This window comes from Micromonospora sp. CPCC 205539, assembly GCF_036906815.1.
Taxonomy (GTDB): domain Bacteria; phylum Actinomycetota; class Actinomycetes; order Mycobacteriales; family Micromonosporaceae; genus Micromonospora.
On sequence record NZ_JBAKHW010000017.1, the window covers coordinates 64,136 to 85,220 of the forward strand.

The 21,085-nt window shown below is 69.3% G+C and carries 22 protein-coding genes; 14 read left to right on the forward strand and 8 right to left on the reverse strand.

Translation table 11 applies throughout. The annotated features are described in order from the left end of the window. The first annotated feature begins 605 nt into the window (after positions 1 to 605). Positions 606 to 824, forward strand: coding sequence for a hypothetical protein (locus V6V47_RS16930; RefSeq protein ID WP_334629200.1), 219 nt, complete (start codon positions 606 to 608; stop codon positions 822 to 824). 339 nt (positions 825 to 1,163) lie between these two features. Next, positions 1,164 to 1,643 (forward strand): hypothetical protein, encoded by a 480-nt coding sequence (locus tag V6V47_RS16935; protein ID WP_334629201.1) that lies wholly within the window; start codon positions 1,164 to 1,166, stop codon positions 1,641 to 1,643. 75 nt (positions 1,644 to 1,718) lie between these two features. Here the strand turns inward: V6V47_RS16935 and V6V47_RS16940 are convergent, their stop codons facing one another. Further along, on the reverse strand, positions 1,719 to 2,270 hold the full coding sequence (locus tag V6V47_RS16940; protein ID WP_334629202.1) for an RNA polymerase sigma factor: 552 nt from the start codon (positions 2,268 to 2,270) through the stop codon (positions 1,719 to 1,721). Positions 2,271 to 2,314: 44 nt separating this feature from the next. On the opposite strand from V6V47_RS16940, the gene V6V47_RS16945 reads away from it, so the two are divergent. Next, the gene (locus V6V47_RS16945; RefSeq protein WP_334629203.1) at positions 2,315 to 3,748 is read left to right on the forward strand and encodes a serine/threonine-protein kinase; all 1,434 of its coding nucleotides are present in this window, start codon (positions 2,315 to 2,317) and stop codon (positions 3,746 to 3,748) included. Here V6V47_RS16945 and V6V47_RS16950 read toward each other — a convergent pair. After that, positions 3,739 to 4,110, reverse strand: a complete 372-nt coding sequence (locus tag V6V47_RS16950; RefSeq protein ID WP_334629204.1) for a hypothetical protein — start codon at positions 4,108 to 4,110, stop codon at positions 3,739 to 3,741. The two genes, V6V47_RS16945 and V6V47_RS16950, sit on opposite strands and share 10 nt — an antisense overlap. Before the next feature lie 425 nt (positions 4,111 to 4,535). Here V6V47_RS16950 and V6V47_RS16955 point away from each other — a divergent pair, with 425 nt between their 5' ends. Further along, positions 4,536 to 5,243 (forward strand): hypothetical protein, encoded by a 708-nt coding sequence (locus V6V47_RS16955; protein WP_334629205.1) that lies wholly within the window; start codon positions 4,536 to 4,538, stop codon positions 5,241 to 5,243. Positions 5,244 to 5,255: 12 nt separating this feature from the next. Here the strand turns inward: V6V47_RS16955 and V6V47_RS16960 are convergent, their stop codons facing one another. From V6V47_RS16960 to V6V47_RS16970, 3 genes are all read right to left on the reverse strand, one after another. Beyond that, the gene (locus V6V47_RS16960) at positions 5,256 to 5,873 is read right to left on the reverse strand and encodes a response regulator (protein ID WP_442934249.1); all 618 of its coding nucleotides are present in this window, start codon (positions 5,871 to 5,873) and stop codon (positions 5,256 to 5,258) included. Between the two features lie 53 nt (positions 5,874 to 5,926). Further along, a complete protein-coding gene (locus V6V47_RS16965; protein ID WP_334629207.1) occupies positions 5,927 to 7,048 on the reverse strand; it encodes a sensor histidine kinase in 1,122 nt (373 codons plus the stop codon). 81 nt (positions 7,049 to 7,129) lie between these two features. Continuing rightward, entirely contained in the window at positions 7,130 to 7,720 is a 591-nt protein-coding gene (locus tag V6V47_RS16970) for a hypothetical protein (protein WP_334629208.1), read from the reverse strand. 242 nt (positions 7,721 to 7,962) lie between these two features. Between V6V47_RS16970 and V6V47_RS16975 the strand changes: the two genes are divergently transcribed. Continuing rightward, on the forward strand, positions 7,963 to 8,910 hold the full coding sequence (locus tag V6V47_RS16975) for an ATP-binding cassette domain-containing protein (protein WP_334629209.1): 948 nt from the start codon (positions 7,963 to 7,965) through the stop codon (positions 8,908 to 8,910). Further along, positions 8,907 to 9,650: an ABC transporter permease gene (locus V6V47_RS16980; RefSeq protein ID WP_334629210.1), complete on the forward strand. Its 744-nt coding sequence runs from the start codon at positions 8,907 to 8,909 to the stop codon at positions 9,648 to 9,650. Before V6V47_RS16975 ends, V6V47_RS16980 begins: the two co-directional genes overlap by 4 nt. Here the strand turns inward: V6V47_RS16980 and V6V47_RS16985 are convergent. Further along, entirely contained in the window at positions 9,634 to 12,777 is a 3,144-nt protein-coding gene (locus tag V6V47_RS16985; protein WP_334629211.1) for a BTAD domain-containing putative transcriptional regulator, read from the reverse strand. The two genes, V6V47_RS16980 and V6V47_RS16985, sit on opposite strands and share 17 nt — an antisense overlap. Positions 12,778 to 12,882: 105 nt before the next feature. Here V6V47_RS16985 and V6V47_RS16990 point away from each other — a divergent pair, with 105 nt between their 5' ends. The 3 genes from V6V47_RS16990 (at position 12,883) to V6V47_RS17000 (ending at position 15,737) form a co-directional block, all read left to right on the forward strand. After that, on the forward strand, positions 12,883 to 13,545 hold the full coding sequence (locus tag V6V47_RS16990; RefSeq protein WP_334629212.1) for a class I SAM-dependent DNA methyltransferase: 663 nt from the start codon (positions 12,883 to 12,885) through the stop codon (positions 13,543 to 13,545). Between the two features lie 32 nt (positions 13,546 to 13,577). Further along, on the forward strand, positions 13,578 to 14,360 hold the full coding sequence (locus tag V6V47_RS16995; RefSeq protein ID WP_334629279.1) for a protein phosphatase 2C domain-containing protein: 783 nt from the start codon (positions 13,578 to 13,580) through the stop codon (positions 14,358 to 14,360). A gap of 180 nt (positions 14,361 to 14,540) precedes the next feature. After that, positions 14,541 to 15,737 carry a low temperature requirement protein A gene (locus V6V47_RS17000; protein WP_334629213.1) on the forward strand — a complete coding sequence of 399 codons (1,197 nt, stop codon included), beginning with the start codon at positions 14,541 to 14,543 and terminating at the stop codon, positions 15,735 to 15,737. A 68-nt stretch (positions 15,738 to 15,805) separates the two neighbouring features. On the opposite strand, the gene V6V47_RS17005 is transcribed toward V6V47_RS17000, so the two are convergent. After that, a complete protein-coding gene (locus V6V47_RS17005) occupies positions 15,806 to 16,243 on the reverse strand; it encodes a winged helix-turn-helix transcriptional regulator (RefSeq protein ID WP_334629214.1) in 438 nt (145 codons plus the stop codon). A 103-nt stretch (positions 16,244 to 16,346) separates the two neighbouring features. Here V6V47_RS17005 and V6V47_RS17010 point away from each other — a divergent pair, with 103 nt between their 5' ends. From V6V47_RS17010 to V6V47_RS17030, 5 genes are all read left to right on the forward strand, one after another. Next, positions 16,347 to 17,312 (forward strand): hypothetical protein, encoded by a 966-nt coding sequence (locus V6V47_RS17010; protein WP_334629215.1) that lies wholly within the window; start codon positions 16,347 to 16,349, stop codon positions 17,310 to 17,312. A 104-nt stretch (positions 17,313 to 17,416) separates the two neighbouring features. Further along, positions 17,417 to 18,025, forward strand: a complete 609-nt coding sequence (locus V6V47_RS17015) for an RNA polymerase sigma factor (protein ID WP_334629216.1) — start codon at positions 17,417 to 17,419, stop codon at positions 18,023 to 18,025. Continuing rightward, positions 18,022 to 18,783, forward strand: a complete 762-nt coding sequence (locus V6V47_RS17020) for a hypothetical protein (RefSeq protein WP_334629218.1) — start codon at positions 18,022 to 18,024, stop codon at positions 18,781 to 18,783. The genes V6V47_RS17015 and V6V47_RS17020 overlap by 4 nt, the downstream gene beginning before the upstream one ends. A gap of 106 nt (positions 18,784 to 18,889) precedes the next feature. Further along, entirely contained in the window at positions 18,890 to 19,534 is a 645-nt protein-coding gene (locus V6V47_RS17025) for a hypothetical protein (RefSeq protein WP_334629219.1), read from the forward strand. A 111-nt stretch (positions 19,535 to 19,645) separates the two neighbouring features. Next, a complete protein-coding gene (locus tag V6V47_RS17030) occupies positions 19,646 to 20,200 on the forward strand; it encodes a Uma2 family endonuclease (protein ID WP_334629220.1) in 555 nt (184 codons plus the stop codon). Between the two features lie 123 nt (positions 20,201 to 20,323). On the opposite strand, the gene V6V47_RS17035 is transcribed toward V6V47_RS17030, so the two are convergent. Next, complete coding sequence (locus tag V6V47_RS17035) at positions 20,324 to 20,989, reverse strand: response regulator transcription factor (protein WP_334629221.1); 666 nt, start codon at positions 20,987 to 20,989, stop codon at positions 20,324 to 20,326. Between the last annotated feature and the right edge of the window lie 96 nt (positions 20,990 to 21,085).

Below are 21,085 nucleotides of genomic sequence, written 5' to 3' on the forward strand. Positions count from 1 at the left end.
GAAAAGCTCAGACACACAATGTTTCATACCTTGGGGTCACCACGGGGCCAATCGGGAACGCTACCCGTAGTGGTCCTGGGCTTTCTTACTCCCAGACCGACCGATTCGAGAGTAACTGCATGGTCGGCTTCGCCGGATACTGCATCGGTGATCCCGTCAAGGACCCCTTGGTGGAACCATGGGTAGAGACGCGTTGGCTGCTGGTGTCACAACACAGTGGCCTGCCAGGTAGATGGATCGCTCGCGGACTTGCTGGGGAGCCGGCTGATCAGCGATTTACGACGGCGGCCTACGTTAAGCCCCAGAGTGCCAACAGGGATCTTAAGTACCTCGGGCCTGAGGTCTGTCGTGCTGGGCGCCCCATGCCCGGAAGGTTAACGGTCGAATCGGCCACCGCGGAAGGCGGGAAGATGAAGTTTACGGCGCGAGCAGACCACGCCGTGTGGATTGGTATGGCCCTAGCGATTCCGTCCGAGGCGCTTCGGGCAGGGAGCGACATTCGTTGGGTTGGTTCGGGTCCTACTGATCAGGCCGGAGGGTTCAGTAGTCAGTGGGATCCATCAATCACGAGAAAACATCTGCTCCCAAACCGCCAAGCCCCTGTCGTGGCAACCGTCCTGGCGGTGCCGTGTCTCGGGCCGGTCGGGCCGGCGCCAGCCGATACGGCCGCCATCTTGCAGTACAAGATCGATCAGCAGGGGGATGTGAACCGGTCGAATGGAGAAGTCGATAAGGGAGTCAAGGAACGTTTGATGACCATGGCTTGCGATACCGAAGAATTCGAGGGCGGAGCAGAGAAAACGGCTTCGGAGAAAGCGGACTAAATCAACGCGCAGGTGTGGGTCATTAGGCATCCGCATCGGGTCCCGCGCCCACGACCACGACCCCAGACTTCGCGGCCCCGGAAAGATCATCCAGGAACGGGAAGGCGCGCGAGGCGGCCAACGTCAGGAACGCGAGCAGCAACAGGATGACGGCAAGAACGCGTTGTCCACTTATCGATCGCATCGGGGCAGACCGTATCGACTGACCGTCTGTTGGGCAACCACGACGAGGCGTCGATGGCTCGGTCATCAGCGCTGTGCTCCGAGTTGTCGCACCGAGGTCGTAGGTTCCCTCGGTCGCCCTGGATCGTGGGGCTGGGCAGTCGATCGGGGGATTCCGTGGGTGTCTTGTACGACTACTTCCGCGCGTCGGACGAGGAGGCGGTCGCGAAGCTGATGGCCGCTACGGACGGCGGCCCGCTGGTGCGAGCGGGCGATTCGCCGATCGTGGACGCGGTGGATGCCAAGGGGATCGATCCGACGGTGACCCTCGGCAAGGTGGTCTCATTCGCTCTCGATGTGCCGTGGGCCACCGACCTGATCGGGGACCGCCTCATCTGGCCGGACGGCGTCCGTGAGGACCTTGAGTACGAGGGGCCCTGGGTGGTCGCACTGAGCGAGCGTGCCCGGGATGTGCTTGCCGACATCCCGGACGACCGGATGCCGGGGCTCGCCGACCGGTGGTCACGGATCGAGGAGTTGTCCCACTACGACGACATGCAGCCGGACGTCATGCTGTCGCTCCTGCGGGAGTTCGTTGGGCTGGCCGGTCGCGCACGCGCGCACGGGGACCGCATCTACTGCTGGATCTGCCTCTAGCCCGAGGGGTCGATTGGTACCGCCTCGGCGGTTTCACCCTGAACGGCGCGGTCAAGGTGGCCCGCTCTGCTGGTGTCAGGCGGCGGCCTGGAGCGAGGCGCGTACGTGTCGGCGCGCGTCGTGGATGCGGGATTTCAGGGTGCCGACCGGGATGGCGAGGTGGTCCGCGATCTCGTCGTAGGTCAACTGGCACAGGTCCCGCAGCACCAACGGCGCGACCAGCTCGGGTCGGTGAGCTTCCAGCCGTTCCAACGCGTCGAGCAGGTCGAGCCGGGAGCCCGCGATCACGCTGGTGGTGCGCGGGTCGGCGGCGTCGAGCGGAAGGAGCGGCGTCGGCTGCTCGTCGGCTCGGCGCTTGAGGCTCCGGTACGTCTGTCGAGCGCAGTTGGCCGTGACGACGTACAACCAGGTGGAGAACTTCGACCGGCCCGCGAAGCCGCCGATGTTGCGGGCGACCTGCAGGAGGGCGTCCTGGCACGCCTCCTCGGCGTCCTGCCGGCACGGGAGGACGCGCAGACATTGCCGCATGACCTGCGGGCCGATCCTGGTCAGTAACGCGTCGAGAGCTGCCGCGTCGCCGGTGGCGGCACGGCCGGCGAGCTCCTCGGTGTCGATATCGTCAGACATGCTCAGGCCCCGTTCCTCAGCGTCTTGTCGTTGATAATACGGGCGTGTCAGTCCCCGACAGGATCGGCCGATATCGCGTTCTGCGGCGTATCGGCTCGGGAGCGTTCGCCACGGTGTGGCTCGGCGCCGACGATGCTCTGGACGCGTCCGTCGCGATCAAGGTGCTGGCAGACAACTGGTCGTACCACACCGATCTGCGGGAGCGCTTCGAGCAGGAGGCGCGGATCATGCGGCGAACTGATTCCAGCCTGCTCGTGCGTGTGCTCGACGTCGGTGAGTTGCCCGACGGGCGGCCGTACCTGGTGATGCCGTACGCCGCTGGCGGCACCCTCGCGGATCGGCTCGTCTCGGGGCCGATGCCGGTACGTGAAGCTCTGCTCGTCGCGGCCGACATTGTCAGTGCGGTCGCGGTGCTGCACGGGGCCGGTGTAGTGCACCGGGACCTCAAGCCGTCCAACGTGCTGTTCCAGCCGGCCGCCGATCGGGATCGGGTGCTCGTCGCCGACCTCGGCTTGGCCAAGGCGCTCGCGAACGCGTCGGGCTTCACCATCGCCGCCGGCACACCCGGCTACATGCCGCCGGAGCAGGCAACGCCCGGTGGCGGCCTGGACATCCGCGCTGACGTGTACGCGATTGGCGCGACCCTGTACCACATGCTGACCGGCAGCCCGCCGCACCAGCCCGGTCATGCGGGCAGGGGCGGGCGGTCGTTGCCCCGGCCGTCCCAGGTGCGGCCGGGCATCCCGTCCGCGGTGGACGACATCGTGCGACGGGCGCTGCATCACGACCCGCGGCAACGCTGGGCGTCCACGACGTCTCTGCTCGAGGAGCTGCACGGCGTCATCGCCTCCATGGATCGGGGCACGAACCGTGGCCGGTTCGTGCGAGGACTGGGCCGGGTCGTCGGCGTAGGGGTCGCGCTGGCCGCGGTACTGGCGACGACGGGGTCCAGCTCCACGCTGCCGGCACGGTCGGGCTGGGTACGCGTACACGACGTGTCTCGTGCTCTTTCGGTCGCGGTCCCGCCGAGCTGGGCCGGCCAGCTGAAGGACGCCGGCTGGGACCCGTCGGCGCTGCGACTTCCCGCCGGCCACGCACCGGGTCTCGTGGTCGCCCCGGACCTTGCTGTCTGGCCGGACCCGGCAAGTGCAATCCCCGGTGTCTTCGTCGGTGTGAGTAAGGCCCTGGCTGGCGGCGGCCCGGTGCCCGCGTTACCCAGCCACACCTCGTGCGTCCCACAGCCCGAGCGGACCGTGGACGTGGGCGGCAACCCGGCGCGGGTACGGCGGTGGACATCGTGTGGTGCCTCGGTCTCCTTCAGCGAGGTGGTAATCGCCGTGCCGCAGCGCAGCTTCGGCGTCTACGTGCAGATCAAGCAGGTCGGTGACGTCGACGTGACCGACGAGATCCTGGCCGGCCTGCGGATCTCCAGCTCGCTGGTGCCGCAGGCCGGCCGGGTCGGGTCCGCCTATTCGTAGCAGTCCTGACGCCTGAGCTGCAGGGTCAGCGCGGTGACCTTGCCGTTGCTCGTTTGGATGCGGTACAAGGCATTGCCATTGCCGGGCACCTTCGTGTAGCCGCGAGCGTTGGTCGCCTCCGCGTCTTCGGCGGCCTCGTAGGCCGGGTAGATCCGAAGCATCTCGGCGCTCGACGTGCCGATGCGCAGACCCTCGGGCGTCCTGATGCCGGGCCACACGCTGATGGCGGCGACCCCCAGGGTCGGCGAGAGGGTGACGGTCCCTTCTTCGGGCGGGGCGGCGCGCAGGAACGACACACCGCAGCGGCTCGTGGTGTCGAACGGGCGCACCATTCCTGTCGCGGTGGCCTGCTGACGGGTCATTCCGAGCTTCAGCGAGCCGATGCCGTTCGGGCCCAGGACGAGCCGAGCAGGGGTGGTGGCGCCCGTCGACGGCCGTGCGGACGGCGACGACGAGGTGGGCGACGCAGACGACGTGGGCGACGCGGGCGTCCCGGTGGTGGGCGCGTTGGTCGTCTGCTCGGGCGAACCGGCCGGTGCCGCGTCACCGTTCCGATGCGCGGGTGACGAGCACGCCCCTACGAGCAGGAGGCAGGTGAGAGTTCCGATCAACGGTCTTGCACGCATCATTGGCTCCTGGCTCGTTCCACGCGGTTGCTGTCGTAGGGTTCGATGCCTCCACACGGAGGTTTGTTCGCCGCTGTGCGGAGTCTTTAAACCGACACCCAGCGCGGTACGAGCGGCCACCGACACGTTGGCGGCTGGACACTGCCGGTCACCATGACGGCATGCGTAGATGGCAACGTCCGTATTCACTCGACACCGCGACCGGCTTCGCGATCTTCGGGCTGGTCGGGATGGCGGCGTTCACGACGTTCGTGGTGATCCAGTACCTGCACGGACGGGTGCCGACGATCGGCGCGGTCTTCCTCGCACTCTGGCTGCCCATCTGCGCCGCCGTCGGGGTACGGCAGGCCATGCTCGGGGTCTACGTCAGTGACGTCGGGGTCCGGTCCCGGTCCATCCTGCGGACGACCACCGTGCCGTGGGAGTTCGTGTCGGAGATTCACAGCGGTGTGGCCACCATGGCAGGCATGGACATGGGCCGTTCCGCGATCATCATCGAACGCACCGACGGGGTCTCGGTGCAGACCCCGGTGCAGCGTGGCGATTTCTTCCGGCCCTTCACGTTCCGGCCCGAACTGGGCCGGGTGGCGACCTGGCCCGAACACTATGACGAGATCCTGACGACCCTGCGGGCACACCACCGCGACGCCCAGCGCAGCCGGCAACCGGTGCCCACCGATCAGCCGGCGCGGCCCGCCGCCGTCGACGTCCCGACGACCAGGCGCTCCGCTGGGGTTGACCGGACCCCCGATGGCCTGACCGCTGACCAGCGGCGCGACATCCACGCGCTGACCCGGCAACACCAGCGGGGCGCGCTCACCGACGCCGAGTTCAGCACGGCACTGGCAAAGATCCAAAGCATCGATTAGTACGCCGAGAGCTCAGTTCTCGCCGGCGGTGATCAGGCCCGTCTCGTAGGCGCAGATCACCGCCTGGGTGCGGTCTCGGAGGCCGAGCTTGGTCAGCACGTTGCTGACGTGGGTCTTCACGGTGTGCTCACTCACCACCAGGGCTTGGGCGATCTCCGCGTTGGACAGGCCTCGTCCCAGCAGGTGCAGGGTCTCGCGTTCGCGGGTGGTGAGCACGCCGAGGCGGGCGTCGGGCGCGTCGGTCAGCCGGGTCGCACCGGGCCGGTGGCGGCCGGTGATGTCGGCGATGATCTGCCGCGTCACCGAGGGGGCCAGCAGCGCATCGCCGGCGGCCACGACCCGGACGGCGTGGACGAGGTCGTCGCGGCGTACGTCCTTGAGCAGGAAGCCGCTGGCACCGGCGTACAGCGCCTCGTAAATGTAGTCGTCCTGGTCGAAGGTGGTCAGCATGATCACTCGGCTGACGGTGTCCGCACAGATACGGCGGGCGGCCTCGATGCCGTCCATCGTCGGCATTCGGATGTCCAGGAGCGCCACATCCGGCCGGTGCTCCCGAACAGTGGCGACGGCCGCCTCGCCGTCACCGGCTTCGGCGACGACGGTAATGTCCGGCTGGGCATCGAGGATCATGGAGAATCCGCTGCGCACGAGCTCTTGGTCGTCTGCGATCACCACCCGAATCGTCACGTCGGAAACGGTAGCCGGACCTCGACGGTGAACCCACGTCCACCTACGTCCTGCCCGGTTCTCGCCGTACCGCCGCAGGCGGCCGCGCGTTCCCGGATGCCGACGAGGCCGTGTCCGCCGCCTGGGCCGCCGATCCCGGCACCGTCGTCGGTCACGGTGATCGTGAGGGCATCGGGCGACCAGTCGAGGTGTACGTCGACCTTGCTGGCCGCCGCGTGCTTGACGGCATTGGTCAGGGCCTCCTGCACGATGCGGTACGCGGCCAGCTCCACGTCGGACGACACCGGTCGGGGCTCGCCGGTCACTCGCAGGCTGGCCGCCGGTACACCGTCGATCAGCGGCCGCAGTTGAGCCAGGGTGGGCTGCGGACCGCGGGGGCCGGCTTCCGAGCGCAGCAGGCCGAGCATCCCGCGCAGCTGCACCATGGCGTCGCGGCCGGCGGCGGCGATCGCGTCGAACGCCGCCTCCGCCCGGTGTGGGGCGGTGCGCACCGCGACTGGCCCGGCCTCGGCCTGCACGATCATGAGGCTCACCGCGTGGGACAGCACGTCGTGCATCTCCCGGGCGATTCGGGCCCGCTCGCGCGCGGCGGCCCGATCCGCCTCGAACTCGCGCTCGCGTTCGGCCCGCAGAGCCCGGTCCTCCAGGGCGGTCGCGCGCTCCTGGCGGGCGTGGCTGAGCCGGCCCAGGACGTACGCGGTGAAGAAGACCAGGAAGGTGTAGAAGTACTCGCTGATGCGGTTGGTGTTGAACGCGACTCCTGCCGCCACGCCCGGGAAGGTCGCGGCGAGGGCGCCCCAGCGCTGCCGGCGGCCACCGAGTGCGGCGACCGTGTAGAGCGCGACCAGCCCGCCGTACGCGAGGGACTGCCCTGGCGCGTCGACAGCTTTGCCCGCGATCGTGGCCAGTGCGACCGCCACCAGGACGGTGAACGGCACCCGCCGGCGCCAGCTCAGTGGGATCGCCGTACCCGCGGTGAGCAGGTACGCCAGCAGCCCCGGTGTGCTACCCGGCCGGGGAAGCGCGAACGGCAGGGACACCGCGACGAGGACGCACACGGTGATCGCGGCGTCCACCACGTACGGATTCGTGGTGCGCACGAAGCGGGCGAGCGACATCGCGGCAGGATGCATAACCCCTGACTTCCTTCGATGGGCACCCGATCCCCCCGGTCTCGGGGGGATCGGTTCCGGTTGCGCTCAGGCGAGGGCGGGCACCGGTTTCGCCGGGGCGGCGGCGGTGCCCCGGGCCAGCGGGAGGAAGGAGACCAGCAGCAGGACCGCGCCCAGCGGAATCAAGTCCTTGTCGATGAATGGCGTGGTGAGGTCGGCCAGCACCAGGGCCGGCGTCCACAGCTTGATCCGGCGCTGCACGGCGAGCAGGACGACCAGCACGAGCTGGCCGAGATAGAAGGCGTAGGGCCCGAAGTCGTAGGCCAGCTGCGAGATGCCCGGCAGAGTGCGTACCTCGTAAATGATCATGCTCATCGCGTAGTTGTCGTTGGCCATGAAACCGGCTGCCATGTCGATCGAGAACTGGGTGATGAGCGCCAGCGCTCCGAGGGTGCCGGCTGTGGCGCTCACTGTCGCCAAGACCCGGCTTCCAGCCAGGCGACGCATCTGCCAGAACGCCGAGATGAACGCGATGAGCGCCCCGATGAACGCGAGGTGCCCGATGGTCCAGGCCGGGCCGGGACCGCGAACGCCGTCCAGGCCGTCAATGAGACGGATGATCCCATAGCCCATCACCAGGACCGGGGCGATGATGAACGCGGGGCGGCGGAACTCCATTGTGGTGTCTCCAAGTGATGTCTGCGGTGTGTGTTCGACGTGTTCAGCCTGCCGTTTCACCACCCCGAGGGCATCGCTCCGCTCGGCGATCTTGCCAGCGCTCGGCACCTCCCTCGTACGGGTGAGCGACTCCTCCGCGCGAGCGAGACACCGGGTGCCGCGCGGCCCGTGGCACCCCGGCGTCAGCGGTCGTGTCAGGGGCGTGTCAGGGGCGTGACAGGCCGGGTGCCGACAGTGGGCACATGACGAGTTCAGCGATTGAAGTTTCAGGGCTGCGAAAGGCATTTGGCGACAAGGTCGTACTCGATGGCATCGATCTCGATGTCCCGGCGGGCACGGTCTTCTCCCTGCTCGGCCCGAATGGGGCGGGCAAGACGACGACGGTGAACGTGCTGACCACGTTGATGAAGGCCGACGGCGGGACGGTACGTGTCGCCGGGCACGATGTGGCGACCCAGACCAAGGCGGTACGCGCGGCGATCGGGGTCACCGGTCAGTTCGCAGCCGTGGATGAGCTGCTGACGGGCCAGGAGAACCTGCAGCTCATGGCCGATCTGAAGCGCCTCGGCTCCGGCGAGGGCAGGCGGGTCGTCACGGAGTTGCTGGAGCGGTTCGATCTGGTGGAGTCGGCGCAGAAGTCGGTGTCGACCTACTCGGGCGGCATGCGCCGGAAGCTGGATCTGGCGATGACACTGGTCGGTCGGCCGCCACGCATCATCTTCCTCGACGAGCCGACGACGGGTCTGGACCCGCGCAGCCGCCGCACGATGTGGGAGATCGTCCGCGAGTTGGTGGTCGCCGATGGTGTGACGATCCTCCTCACCACCCAGTACCTCGACGAGGCCGATCAGCTCGCCGACCGCATCGCGGTGCTCCACCAGGGCCGCCTGGTTGCCGAGGGCACTCCCAACGACCTCAAGCGCCAGGTCCCCGGTAGTCACGTCCGGCTTCGGTTCACCGACGTCGCCGAGCTCGACGCGGCCGCGCGGATCCTCACCGACGCCACGCGCGACGACGAGGCAATGGTCCTACGGGTGCCCAGCGACGGTGGGACCAGGTCGCTGCGGGCCCTGCTGGACCGGCTCGACGAGTACTCGCTCAGTGCCGAAGAACTCTCCGTCCACACGCCGGACCTCGATGACGTTTTCCTCGCCCTGACGGGCCAGCCCACGGAGGTAGTCGCGAAATGAGCACCCACTCGATCATCATGTTGCGCCGCAACTTCAAGCACATCGCCCGGAACCCGACCTCGGTGTTCAACGCGGTCCTGATGCCGATCGTGATCATGCTGATGTTCGTGTACATGTTCGGAGACGCGTTCAACGTCGGTGTCGACTACATCGACTACGCGACGCCGGGCCTGATGCTGCTGGCCGTCTGTTACGGGTTGGGGGCCACCGCGACGTCGGTGAACTCCGACATGACGAAGGGCATCATCAACCGGTTCAAGGTCATGGACGTCTCCCGTGCCGCGGTGTTGACCGGGCACGTCATCGCCAGCCTGTTGACCAACGTGATCGCCATCGGAGCGCTCATCGGGGTGGCCTTCCTCCTGGGCTTCGACCCGTCAGCGAGTGGCCTCGACTGGCTCGGCGTGGTCGGCATCGTCGTGCTGCTCGGCTTCGCGGCCGGCTGGCTCACGGTCGCCCTGGGGTTGGCGGCGAAGTCGCCGGAGACGGCGGGTCTGGCCGCGGTGCCGCTGGTCATGCTGCCGTTCTTCAGCAGCGCGATCGTGCCGGCGGAGAAGATGGGGCCGGGTCTCCGACAGTTCGCCGAGTACCAGCCCTTCACGCCGATCATCGAAACCCTGCGCGGGTTGCTCAACGGCACGCCATCGTCCACCGACGCGATGATCGCGGTCGCCTGGTGCGTCGGCATCGCCCTGGTCGGATACCTGTGGGCCGGTTCCACCTTCAAGAAGCGAGCGTGACGTCGACCAGTTGACGCCAGCTCGTCCGCGTACCCTCCTGAGCCGCCTCGGCGAACCGCGTGTCGCCGAGGCGGCTCCGCGCTGCCTGCTCGATCCGGGCCTCATCCGGGTGGGACCGATCCGACAGCCCGCGTACGTCAGCGCTCGCCGCGAGCAGCCGTGCGGCCTGCTCGTACTCCTCGCTGCGCAATGCCACGTCCGCGATCCCGACGAGTGTCTGCGCGATCAGGGGGGCGTGCCCCGCCTCGACGGCCGCATCGAGGGCCGCAGCGTGGTGCGTACGGGCCTCACCCAGATCGTCGGCCAGGTAGCCGAGCAGGTCGTGCGTCGCCGCCCGGACGTTCGCCTCCTCCGCGCCGTCGCCCAACACGGTCCTCGCGATGCCGAGCTGCTGGTACGCCTCCTCGGCGTCGCCCGCCCACCGAGCGAGCTCCGCCTTCGACAGTGCCAGCTCAGCCAGCGCATCCGGCCAGGTGACGCGTTCCGCGCAGCGTTGCGCCTCGGCTATCGCAGCCGCGCTGGACGCCTCATCGCCCAGCAGCCAGTACAGCCGCGCCTGTCGCGACCGCGACCGGATGACGTCCTCGGTGGCGCCGAGCTCGGTGACGACGGCGATCGCCTGCTCGTAGTGCGCGCACGCGGCCGCGAACTCACCGCGCACGGTGATGCGGTCCGCCAACTCAATCAGGGCGAACCAGATCCCGAACCGTTCGCCGAGTGCCCGAAACTCGGCGAGCGCCGCCTCGAGGTACGCGTCCGCATCCCGCCCGCCCTGGCCGAGGATGATGCGCATCTTGCCGAGGTGCAGCCGGGCGAGCGCGCGTACCCAGGGGTCGTCGTGGTCCAGCAGTTGTTCGAACGCGGGCAGGAACGCGTCCGGCGCCTGGAGCAGGCGTTCCAGCGCGGCGGCGAAGGCGATCGTCGGGTGGCGGCTGTGACTGCGCTGGCCGAATCGGTGCGCCTTGTGGATCCATTCCGCCGCCTGGTGTTCGTCGCCCCGCCCGGAGCTGACGAACTGCACGACGAGCGCATACACCGTGGCCCGGATCTCATCGGTCACCTCGCCGGGCGTCTCGGTGGCCGCGGTGATCAGCTCGAAGCCTTCGGCCTTGTGCCCGGCGAGCCACCAGTACCAGCCAGCGCCGGCCGCGAGCCGCATCGCCGCGTGTGCCTCGCCCGCCGCGAGCGCACCACGCATCGCGGAGCCGATGTTGTCGTGCTCGACCTCGAGCGTGGCGAGCCACTCCAACTGCTCGGCACGGCGGAGATGCGGCTCCGCGGCTTCGGTGAGCTCGGTGAAGTAGGCGAGATGCGCCTGGCGCGCCAGGTCCGATTCCCCCGCCTCGGCGAGCCGCTGCGCCGCGTACTCCTTGATCGTGCCGATCATCCGGTAGCGCGGCGCGTCGTCGTCCTCGGTGCGCAGCAACGATTTCTCGGCCAGAGCGGTGAGCAATTCGAGCACCTGGTCCTGCTCGACCGCATCGCCGACACCGACCCGCTCCGCCGCCTCCAGGCTCGCACCGCCCGAGAACACCGAGAGCCGGCGCAGGACCATCCGTTCGGCGTCGGTGAGCAACTCCCAACTCCAGTCGACCACCGCACGCAGCGTCTTGTGCCGTGGCAGTGCCGTACGGCTGCCGCTGGTCAACAGGCGGAACCGGTCGTCGAGCCGGTGGGCGAGCTGCTCGATGGTCATCGTGCGCAGACTGGCCGCGGCCAGTTCGATCGCCAGCGGCATCCCGTCCAGTGCCCGACAGACGCGCACCATCGTCGACAACGTCCGAGCGTCGGCGCCGAGATCCTTGCGCACCGCGCCCGCCCGGTCCCGCAGCAATTGGACGGCGGGGGAGGACTCGACCTCGTCGGGGCTGGCGCTCCGCGCCGGCAGGGCCAGCGGCTCGACCCGCCACAGCGCCTCACCGGTGATGCCGAGGGGTTCCCTGCTCGTGGCCAGGATCCGCAGCCGCCGGCACTCCCCGAGCACGCGGTGGGCGAACGCCGCCGCCGACTCGATCACATGCTCACAGTTGTCGAGGATCAGCAACGCCTCGCGCTCGTGGATCGCGGCGATGAGCCGGTCGGTCAGCTCCACGTTCGGGGCACCGCCGAGCAGAGCGTCCCGGAGGCCGAGCCCGCTGAGCGTCGCCTGCGCCACGTCACCGTCCGCGCCGATGGCGGCGAGCTCCACCAGCCAGGCCCCGTCCGGCAGGTCGCCGAGCACCGTACGCGCGGTCTCCGTGGCCAGCCGGGTCTTCCCCGAACCGCCCGGCCCGATCAGGGTGGTGAGCCGATGGTCGGCGACGAGTTCGCGGACCGCGGCGACATCGGCGTCCTTGCCGACGAAGCTGGTCAGCTCGGCCCGCAGGTTGGTCTTCCGGGTCTCCTCCCGTCGTCCCGACCCGCTGCGCAGCAGCGCGACGTGCAACGCGGACAGCTCCGCGGAGGGGTCGACGCCCAGCTCGTCGGCCAGCACCTCCCGGGCGCGTTGGTAGACGAGCAGCGCGTCGGTGTTGCGACCGGCCGCGACGAGGGCACGCATCAGCGCGGCGACAAGTTGTTCGCGCACCGGATGCGCGGCGACCAGGTCGGTCAGTTCCGTGACCAGCTCGGCGCCGTGACCGAGGTTGATCTCCGCAGCGAAGCGCTGCTCCAGGGCGGTCAGGCGTAGCCCCTCGAGCCGGGCGACCGCCGCGTCGAACGCGGCGCTGTCCGACAGGCCGACGTCCTGCAGGGCGGCACCGCGCCACAGTGCGAGGGCGTCGCGCAGCAGCCGGACCCGCCGTGGTTCGTCGTCGTCCCGGACCTGGCCGGCGGTCACGAGGCGTTCGAACCGTACGGCGTCGACCGCGTCGGGTTCCACCGTCAACCGGTAGCCGTCGGTCTGCCCCTCGACCGACCCGTCCGGCAGCGCCTTTCGCAGCCGGGAAACCAGGCGTTGCAAGGCGTTCGTCGCGTCGGAGGGTGGCCGTTCGCCCCAGATCCAGTCGACGAGCGTCGCCTTCGGGACCACGTGACCGGCTTCGAGTGCGAGGGCGATCAACAGCCCGCGCAGCCGGGCGCCCGGCACGTCCGCCAGGACGCCGTCGTCCCCGCGAACCTCGAATGGCCCCAGCATCCCGATCTGCACCTGGCAGATCTTGCCACGGGCGACCGGCGGGCTTCCGCCTGCTGACGCGGCACAGCCGTCTGCTGCTACCCGGCCAGCGGCAGCCGAGGTGGAATGATGCGGCCCGTGACTCTCTCGCCCTCGGATCGACTCGACGTCCGTGGTGTGCGACGCGCCTACGACACCGTGGCGGAGGATTACGCCGCGTACTTCCCGGATACCAGTGCCGAGGCTCCACTCGACCGCGCCATGCTCGACGCTTTCGCGGCGGCGGTGACGTCGAGCGGCGACGGGCGGGTCCTCGACGCCGGGTGCGGCGCGGGCCGGATCAGCCGGTACCTCACCGAGCGCGGGTGTCTGGTGCAGGGGGTCGACCTGTCGTCGAGCATGGTCGCCATGGCGCGGCGGGACCATCCCGACCTGGCGTTCACCGTGGGCTCGTTGACCGAGCTTCCCTATCCGGACGACGAGTTCGTCGGCGTACTGCTGTGGTATTCGATCATCCACACGCCGCCGGCCGGCCTGGCGCGCATCTTCGCGGAGGCCACCCGGGTTCTCCGCCCCACCGGCCACCTGCTCGTCGGGTTCCAGGCCGGTGAGGGTACGCGGGACGTGTCTGGTGCGTACCGCCAGTTCGGTCATGAGGTCGTGCTCGAGCGCCACCTCTACACCCCGGACCAGATCGCTTCCCACCTTGAGGCTGCCGGCTTGCGCGAGGTGGGGCGCCTGGTGCGGCGCGCGGGCAGGGAGAAGGACGACCAGGCGTTCCTGCTCGCCAGAGCGGGTTGAGTCGAGGGCGGCGGCAGGACATGCGCGTGACGATGGCGAGCGCCCCGGCACGGGCCGGACGCGCGAACGAGGACTTCGCTGGGGCCGTACCGATGGCAGCGGTGGTGATCGACGGCGCCGGCATCGCCGGCACCGAGTCGATCTGCCGACATGGCGTGGCCTGGTACGCCAGCCGCCTGGGAGGCAGCCTCCTCAGCCTGGTGGCACGGGAGCGGGATCTCGGCCTGTCGGCGGTGCTCGCCGAGGCCATCGAGCAGGTGACAGACGAGCACCGGGACACCTGCGACGTCGCCAACCCCATCAGTCCGTCAGCGACCGTGGCCATCCTGCGCCTCTCCGACGGCCTCGTCGAGCACCTGGTGCTCGGTGACGCGTTCGTCGTGCTCGACCGAGCAGACGGTGTGCCGCTCGTCGTCACCGATCCGCGTGAGGTGACCGTCAGCCGGTCGTACCAATCGGCGCTCGAGACCGTCGCCGAGGGGAGCGCCGAGTACCACCGACTCCTGCGGGAGCTGCGCGCCAACCGGAACCAGCCCGGCGGCTTCTGGCTGGCCAAGGACGACCCGCGCGCGGCGGACGAGGCGATCACCGGAAGTTGCCCGGTGTCCGAGCTGCACGGTGCCGTCCTGCTCAGCAACGGCGCCAGCCGCATTGTGGACCGGTTCCAGCTCGTCGACTGGCCCGGTGCCCTGGCCCTCCTGGCGTCGAACGGACCCGCCGACATCGTGCAGCGGGTCCGGGAGGCCGAGGCCCGCCAAGCGGTGGCGGCGGACGATGCGACGATCGTGCACTGCGCCGATCTCGGCGAGGCGTGACCGGACGGGCGCGACGGGCTGGTCACCCGCCGCCCCAGCACGAGCGACGGCCGGGGGCGAGTCGTCGCGCTCACCGGAGCCGGCCGAGAGGTCAGGTAGAAGTCCTTCGTTCTGAATCCCGGTATCCGAAGGTCGTATATAACGGACACCAAGAGTGTTCCTATCAGAGGCCGGCCATCGATGAATCAGAACTCGAGGACCGGTCAGCTGCTGCGCGTACGGGATGCCCGGAAGCAGCCCGCGTTCATCGAGCTCTTCTTCGACCTGGTCTACGTCTTCGCCCTGATCCAGCTCACTCACCTGCTGGTCGACGCCCTCACCCTGGAGGGTGGGTTCGAAGCGCTCGTGCTGCTGTTGGCGTTGTGGTGGGTCTGGGTCCTTACCGCGTGGACCACGGACCAGTTCGACCCACAGCACGCCGGCGTCCAGTGGTATGTCGTCCTGGTCATGTTCGGCATCCTGCTGATGGCCATCCAGGTGCCCAAAGGGTTCCACGGAAACGGACTGCTCTTCGCCGTCACCTTCACTCTGATCAACTTCGGTCGCTTTTTGTTCGTCGCGCGAGCGGCGCGAGGCACTCCGGTTCTGAACCACGTGATGCGCGCCCGTTTCTGGTCCGTCCTCTCGACGCTGATCTGGATTCCCGGGGCCTTCGCGGAAGACTGGATCCGAGGCGTCCTGTGGTTGTCGGCCCTGGCCGTGGACTACGTCTCGGCGGCGCTGCGTTGGCCGACTCCGTGGAAACTGGGTCACGCGGTAGGGCCGGCGCTGGAGATCGTCGCGACCCACGTCGCCGAGCGCTACCGGCAGGTGTTCATCATCGCCCTGGGAGAGATCGTCCTGGCCATGGGGATGACCTTCTCCAGCACTGGTTACGACGCTTTCACACCCAGACGGGTGGTGGTGCTCGCACTGGCGTTCGCCAGCGCCGCCCTCATGTGGCGGCTCTACATCTACCAGGCAGGAGCCCAACTCTCCCCGGCGATCGCGGCATCCGAGAATCCGCACCGCCTCAGCCAGTGGTCCGCCTACGCGCACATGGCCATGATTGCCGGGATCATCCTGACCGCCGTTGGCTTCACTCTGGCCATCGAGCATCCGATCGAGCGCATGCCGTGGTCCTGGGTCGTCGGCATCGTGGGCGGCCCCGCCCTCTTCCTGGCCGGGCGTTCCGGCTTCGAATACGTGATCTTCGGGCGGGTGACGATGCCGCGGCTGATCGGAATCCTCGTCCTGGCCGGTCTCTCTCCCGCGGTGGTGCACCTGCCGCTGGAGGTCACGTTGGCTTCGACGACCTTGGTCCTGGCCGCACTCGCCGTCGAAGACGCGGCACGCGGCAAGGGGAGGCCCCCGGAAACCGCCGCACCGCCCACCTGAGGCGTACGCCTGCCTTCCGTGTCGGTGGCGAGGCCCTCATCCCAGCGCACTCGGACTGTCGCTCGAAGTCAGCACCCGAGGGACTGTTCGGGTACGGACAACTCCCCGGACCGGACGGGCCTGCCGCAGGCCTGGCAGCAGACCTCGGCCACGAAGATCTCGCCGCAGAGGTCGTGGGTGAAGACGGCCTGCGGCACATCGGCGTCGCTGTAGGTGTCACCCCAGCGCTTGAGCACGAGAATGACCTTTCCGAGGTCCAGTCCCTTCTGGGTGAGTTCGTACCCCGATGCTCCGCCAGTCTCGGTCGAGCGCGGCTGCACGATCCCGGATTCGGTGAGCTTGCGCAGCCGGGAGGCGAGGACGTCCCGGGGCGCGCCCACGGACCGCAGGATCTCGGTGTACCGGGATGCGCCGAATGCGAGCGCTCGCACGATGTGCAGCGACCACCGGTCGTTGATGGCGTCGAGCGCCACAGCGAGGGTGTCCCGTTCTGGTTTGGATTTCAAACCACCGGTGCTAGGGTTCGTTTGGTTGGACATTCAAACCACCCTACTTGAGGAAGCGCCCATGTCATCGTCACCTGATCCAAATCCCGCCCAGGTCAAGCCCATGGTCACACAGCACCGGGCCTGGACCTCGCTCGTGCTCACCGGACTGATCATTGGCGCAGCGTTCATCGCCATCTATGTCGGGCTTCAGCGCGATCCGGAGCCGAGCCGCCTGCCGATCGCGGTGGTCGGCGAGCAATTGGCGACGGCAGCCCACGCCGGGTTCGGCGACGCCGTCGCGGTCCGTCAGGTCGCGAACATCGAAGACGGCGGGGCCCTGGTGCGCAACGGGGATGCCATCGCCGTCCTCGGTGCGACCTCGCCCGCCACGTTGACGCTCGACTACGCCGGTGCCAGCGGGTTCAGCGAGAGCGGCGCCGCGCGGCAACTCGTCGCGGGCCTCGCCACACGGGCGGGAGCGACCGTCCAGGAGCACGACATCGTGCCCCTGGCCAGCTACGACAGTCGCGGGCTGTCCGCCTTCTACGTGGTGTTCGGCGTCACCCTCTCGTCGTTCGTCCTCGCGCAGGGGCTCACCGCGGCCACCGCGAAGGTGCGCCTGCGCCACCGCCTGTACGCGATGGGCGGGTTCGCGGTGGCGATCGGCGTGACGGCGGCGACGATCGCCGGACCCATCTACGGCTCGCTGACGGCCCCGTTCCCGCTGCTCGCGCTGTCGCTCATCCTCCTGTCGGCCGCCAGTGCCTTCACCACGAAAGCCCTCGGGGCGTGGCTCGGCCCGGCCGGTATCGGCCTCGCCGTCCTGACCCTCACCACGATCGGCAACGCCACCAGTGGCGCGACCATCGGCGTCGACCTGCTGCCGCAGTGGGCGCAGGCGATCTCGGCGAAGCTGCCGCCGGGTGCTGCCGTGCGAGCGGTCAACAACTTCGGCTACTTCGACGGGTCCCACGCGGTGGCGCCGCTCGTCGTCCTGGCCACCTGGTTCCTGGCCGGCCTCGGCTTCGTCCTGCTCCGACAGCGCGTCGGGCAGCGCCGCGCGGCACCCATCGCCACCACGGCTTAGCGCGCGGCGCCGGCGCTGTGCCGTTGGCCACGTCACCGTGGGACCCTGCTCAACAGCAGGTACCGATAGGTTCGGGACCTTGTCCGTACCCGAAGAAAAAGGTCATGGAGTCGAGTCTGCGCGCTCGGATACGAGCCGGTGATCCCGGCGCGTTCGCCGAGCTCTTCGACCAGCACGCGCGATTGGTCTACAACCACGCGTTCCGGCTCACCGCCGACTGGGCCACGGCGGAGGACGTCATGGCCGCCACCTACCTCCAGGCATGGCGCTCCCGCGCGCGGGTGAGTGACGAGGGCGGGTCGCTGCGGCCGTGGCTGCTCGGCATCGCCACCAACGAGGCGCGGAACCACACCCGCAGCAACCGCCGCTACCGCAGGGCGGCAGCCGCGCTCCGCGCCGCCGACTTCACCGTCCCCGACCACGCCGACGAGGTGGCCGGCCGGCTCGACGACGGCGACCGGGTCACCGCCGCGATCGACGCGCTGGCCGGTCTGCGCCGGCCCGAACGCGAGGTGCTGACGTTGTGCCTGTGGGAGGGCCTGGACTACGAGTCCGCCGCGCAGGCGCTGGGCATCCCGATCGGCACGGTCCGGTCCCGGCTGTCGCGGGCCCGGACCAGGCTGCGCAAACTCGTCGACGCGGCGCAGCGCACGCCCCGGACGTCGGCGCGTTCCGACAGCACCGCCCCACTGGCGCAGGAGGGCAACCGATGAAGGCGCAGCCCCCACTGGAACCGTCCGAGTGGGCGGAGCTCGCCGCACTCGCTCCCCATCCGGGTGACCGTGAGCTGCCGCCGGGTACTCACGAACTGCACCGCGACCGGATGCTGGCGGCGATCGCGCAGGAGACGCGTACCCCCGAACCAGCCCGCGCCGCGCGGCGGCTGCGGCCCGCGCTGGTCGGTGCCGCGCTGGTCCTGGTCGTCGCGGGGGTGGGCGGCGGGCTCGCCGCCACCAGCGATGACCATCCGCCGACCGCGCTCCCGACACCCGAGGCGAGCAGACCGACCGCCGCGCCCCCTCCGCGCACCGCGGCCAAGATCCGGGCGTACGGCACCGTGCGGCAGCTCACCGACAGCGCCGACCTGATCGTGCGCGGCGACGTCGTGTCGGTGACGGGCGCAGGCGCTGACCGGCGGGCCGTCTACCGGGTCGCCGAGGTGCTCTACCGCGCGTCGGCGGCGCCGGCCGGTGCCGAGATCACGCTGCTGGACCCGGAATCCGCCGGCATGTCGCGGCTCGAAGCCGGTCAGTCCACCGTCCTCTACCTGGCCGTCAGTGATCCGACGGGGCCGGCCTACGCCGCCCTCAGCGGCGATTTCGGGATCTTCGACGTCACCGGGGACACGGCCACCAGCCGCTCGCTGACCAACTCGGTCACCGGACTGCGCACCGAGGCCGCCGCCAAGCGCACCGGCCCGTTCGCCGCCACGCTGGCCGACCTCCGCCAACTCGCCCGGGAGCGCGGCTGAAAGATTGTGGGAACTCGGTGCCCGGGGCGCACAGATAAGAGGCGTAAGCAGTGCCGCGTCCCGGGCGAGACGACCCGGAGCGGCACCCAGACGCGAGGAGCGTTCCATGGCAGTCGACCCCACTTCCCGTGCCCGGATCGGGTGGGCCGCGGCCGCCGCCGTGCTCACCGTCGCGGCACTGTCCGCCTGCGGCAGCGCCGCCACACCGTCCGCCGGGTCGGCCACGAGCAACGCCACCGCGCCGATTGAGCCGACTGCCGGACCGGCCACGAGCAGTGCCGCCGCGCCGCCGCCGATCAAGGGCAAGCTGCGGGGGTACACCACCGTCCAGCAGCTCAGCGAGACCGCGGATCTGGTCGTACGCGGGGAGGTCGAGGCGGCCGGATTCCGGGTCGACGAGGTGCTGCGCGCGGCGGCCGGATCCTCGGTGCCGACCGGGTCCCGGATCACCCTCACCGGCCTGAACCGCCGCTCGGCGGACATGGCCAACATGTCGGAGCTCAAGGCGGGGCAGGTCGTCGTGCTGTACCTGGCGCACGACACGACGGTGGCGAACCCGACGACGTTCAGCACGCTCAGCGCCGACTTCGGCGTGTTCGACGTGACCGGTTCCGACGACGCGGCGACCGCGTCGACCCGCTCGCAGAGCATGGCCGTCACCGGCCTGCTCACCGAGGACCCGGCCGCCTCCGGCCACGGCTTCCGCACCACTCTCGGCCAACTGCGCGCCGTCGCCGCCAAGGTCAAGTAGTACGGCCGCGTACGCGGACGGCACCCGACCCTGGACGCCGTCCGCGTACGAATCGTCGGACGGGTTCGGCGCTGTCGGAGTCGAAGCTGCTGGTCGCCTAGGATGAGGCTCATGAGCGCAGAGGCCGTTGGCATGCACATGCCTGCCGTCGTGACGCTCGACGACGTGGCGGCGATGAACGCTGCTGATTCGAACGGCCACCGCTACGAGACCAGCCCCGAGGGGGTTCTGTCGGTCATGCCGCCACCCGACTCGGACCACGCCATGATCGCCAGTCGGCTCTTCGCGTGGCTGATCATGGCCGGCTGGCCCGCCGAACAGGTGCTCCAGGCCGCTGGCGTGCGGATCTCCGGGCCGGAGGGTGACGGGGGCCGGATTCCTGACCTCAGCGTGTGGCGCAAGCCGCCGACGCGCAGCGTCTGGGCCGCGGTGGCCGACGTCGTACTCGTGGTGGAGATCGTCTCGCCGGGTTCGGAGGCGATGGATTCGGTCACCAAGGTCCGCGAATACGCGTCGGCGGGGATTCCGCAGTACTGGGTGGTCGACCGGGACAGCGCGCAGACGGTCACGCTGCATCGGCTGGGCGGGGGCGGCGCCTACGAGCAGAAGGCGCGGATGCCGTTGGCGTGGCTTCTCCAGACGGCCCCGGCCGAACACCTCGATTGAGCGTTGCGCAATGGCGCCCCCGGTGTGGGCGTACGAGGCGTACGTCGGACAGCTCGATCCGACTCACCGCTCGTGCCTGGGCCGTCCGGGGCACCGCGCCGGGCGACCGCACCGCGTCGACTCTCAGGCAGGCTGCATGAGGCCCGCACGGTAGGCGAAGGACACCAGTTGGGCCCGGTCCTTGACGTTGAGTTTGCACCGGAGCCGGTAGACGTGGGTGCGCACGGTGGTCAGGCCGATGGACAGCTCGGCGGCAACCTCGTCGGTGGACTTGCCGTCGGCCATCAGCAACAAGACCTGGCGTTCCCGTGGCGTCAAGGTGGACACCGCGGGCTGGAACACCTCGTCCGGAGACGGCTGCCGGCGCCGGAACCAGTCGACCAGCCGGTCGGCGATCTGTGGGGCCAGCGTGGTCTGCCCGACCGCGGCGGCGCGCACCGCGGCGGCGACCTCCTCCCAGGTCGCGTCCGGCATCAGGATCCCGTTGACCCCCGCCTGGAACACGCTGCTGACCAGGTCGTCGCTGTCGGTGGAGGCGAACACCACGAAACGGGGTCGTGGATTCAACTTTTCGCCGTTGATTTTGTTAATGAGCTCGACGGCGGAAATACCGCGCAATTTCAGGCCGGTGACGATGACGTCGACCCGGTGTGTGCGAGCCAGCATTATCGCGTGGTTGCCACTGTCTGAAGTGTCCACAACGGAGACGTCGGGCTCGCTGCCCAGCAGCGTACGGAGGCCATCTCTGACAATTGGCAATTCGTCGCAGACAAGAACCCGGATTGACATTCCCCCGCCTTACGGAACCATGCCGGTGAATTCCACACATCGATGATCGCGATGTTACTCGGTTCGACGCTGCTGCGACAGCCGTGTCACGCCACC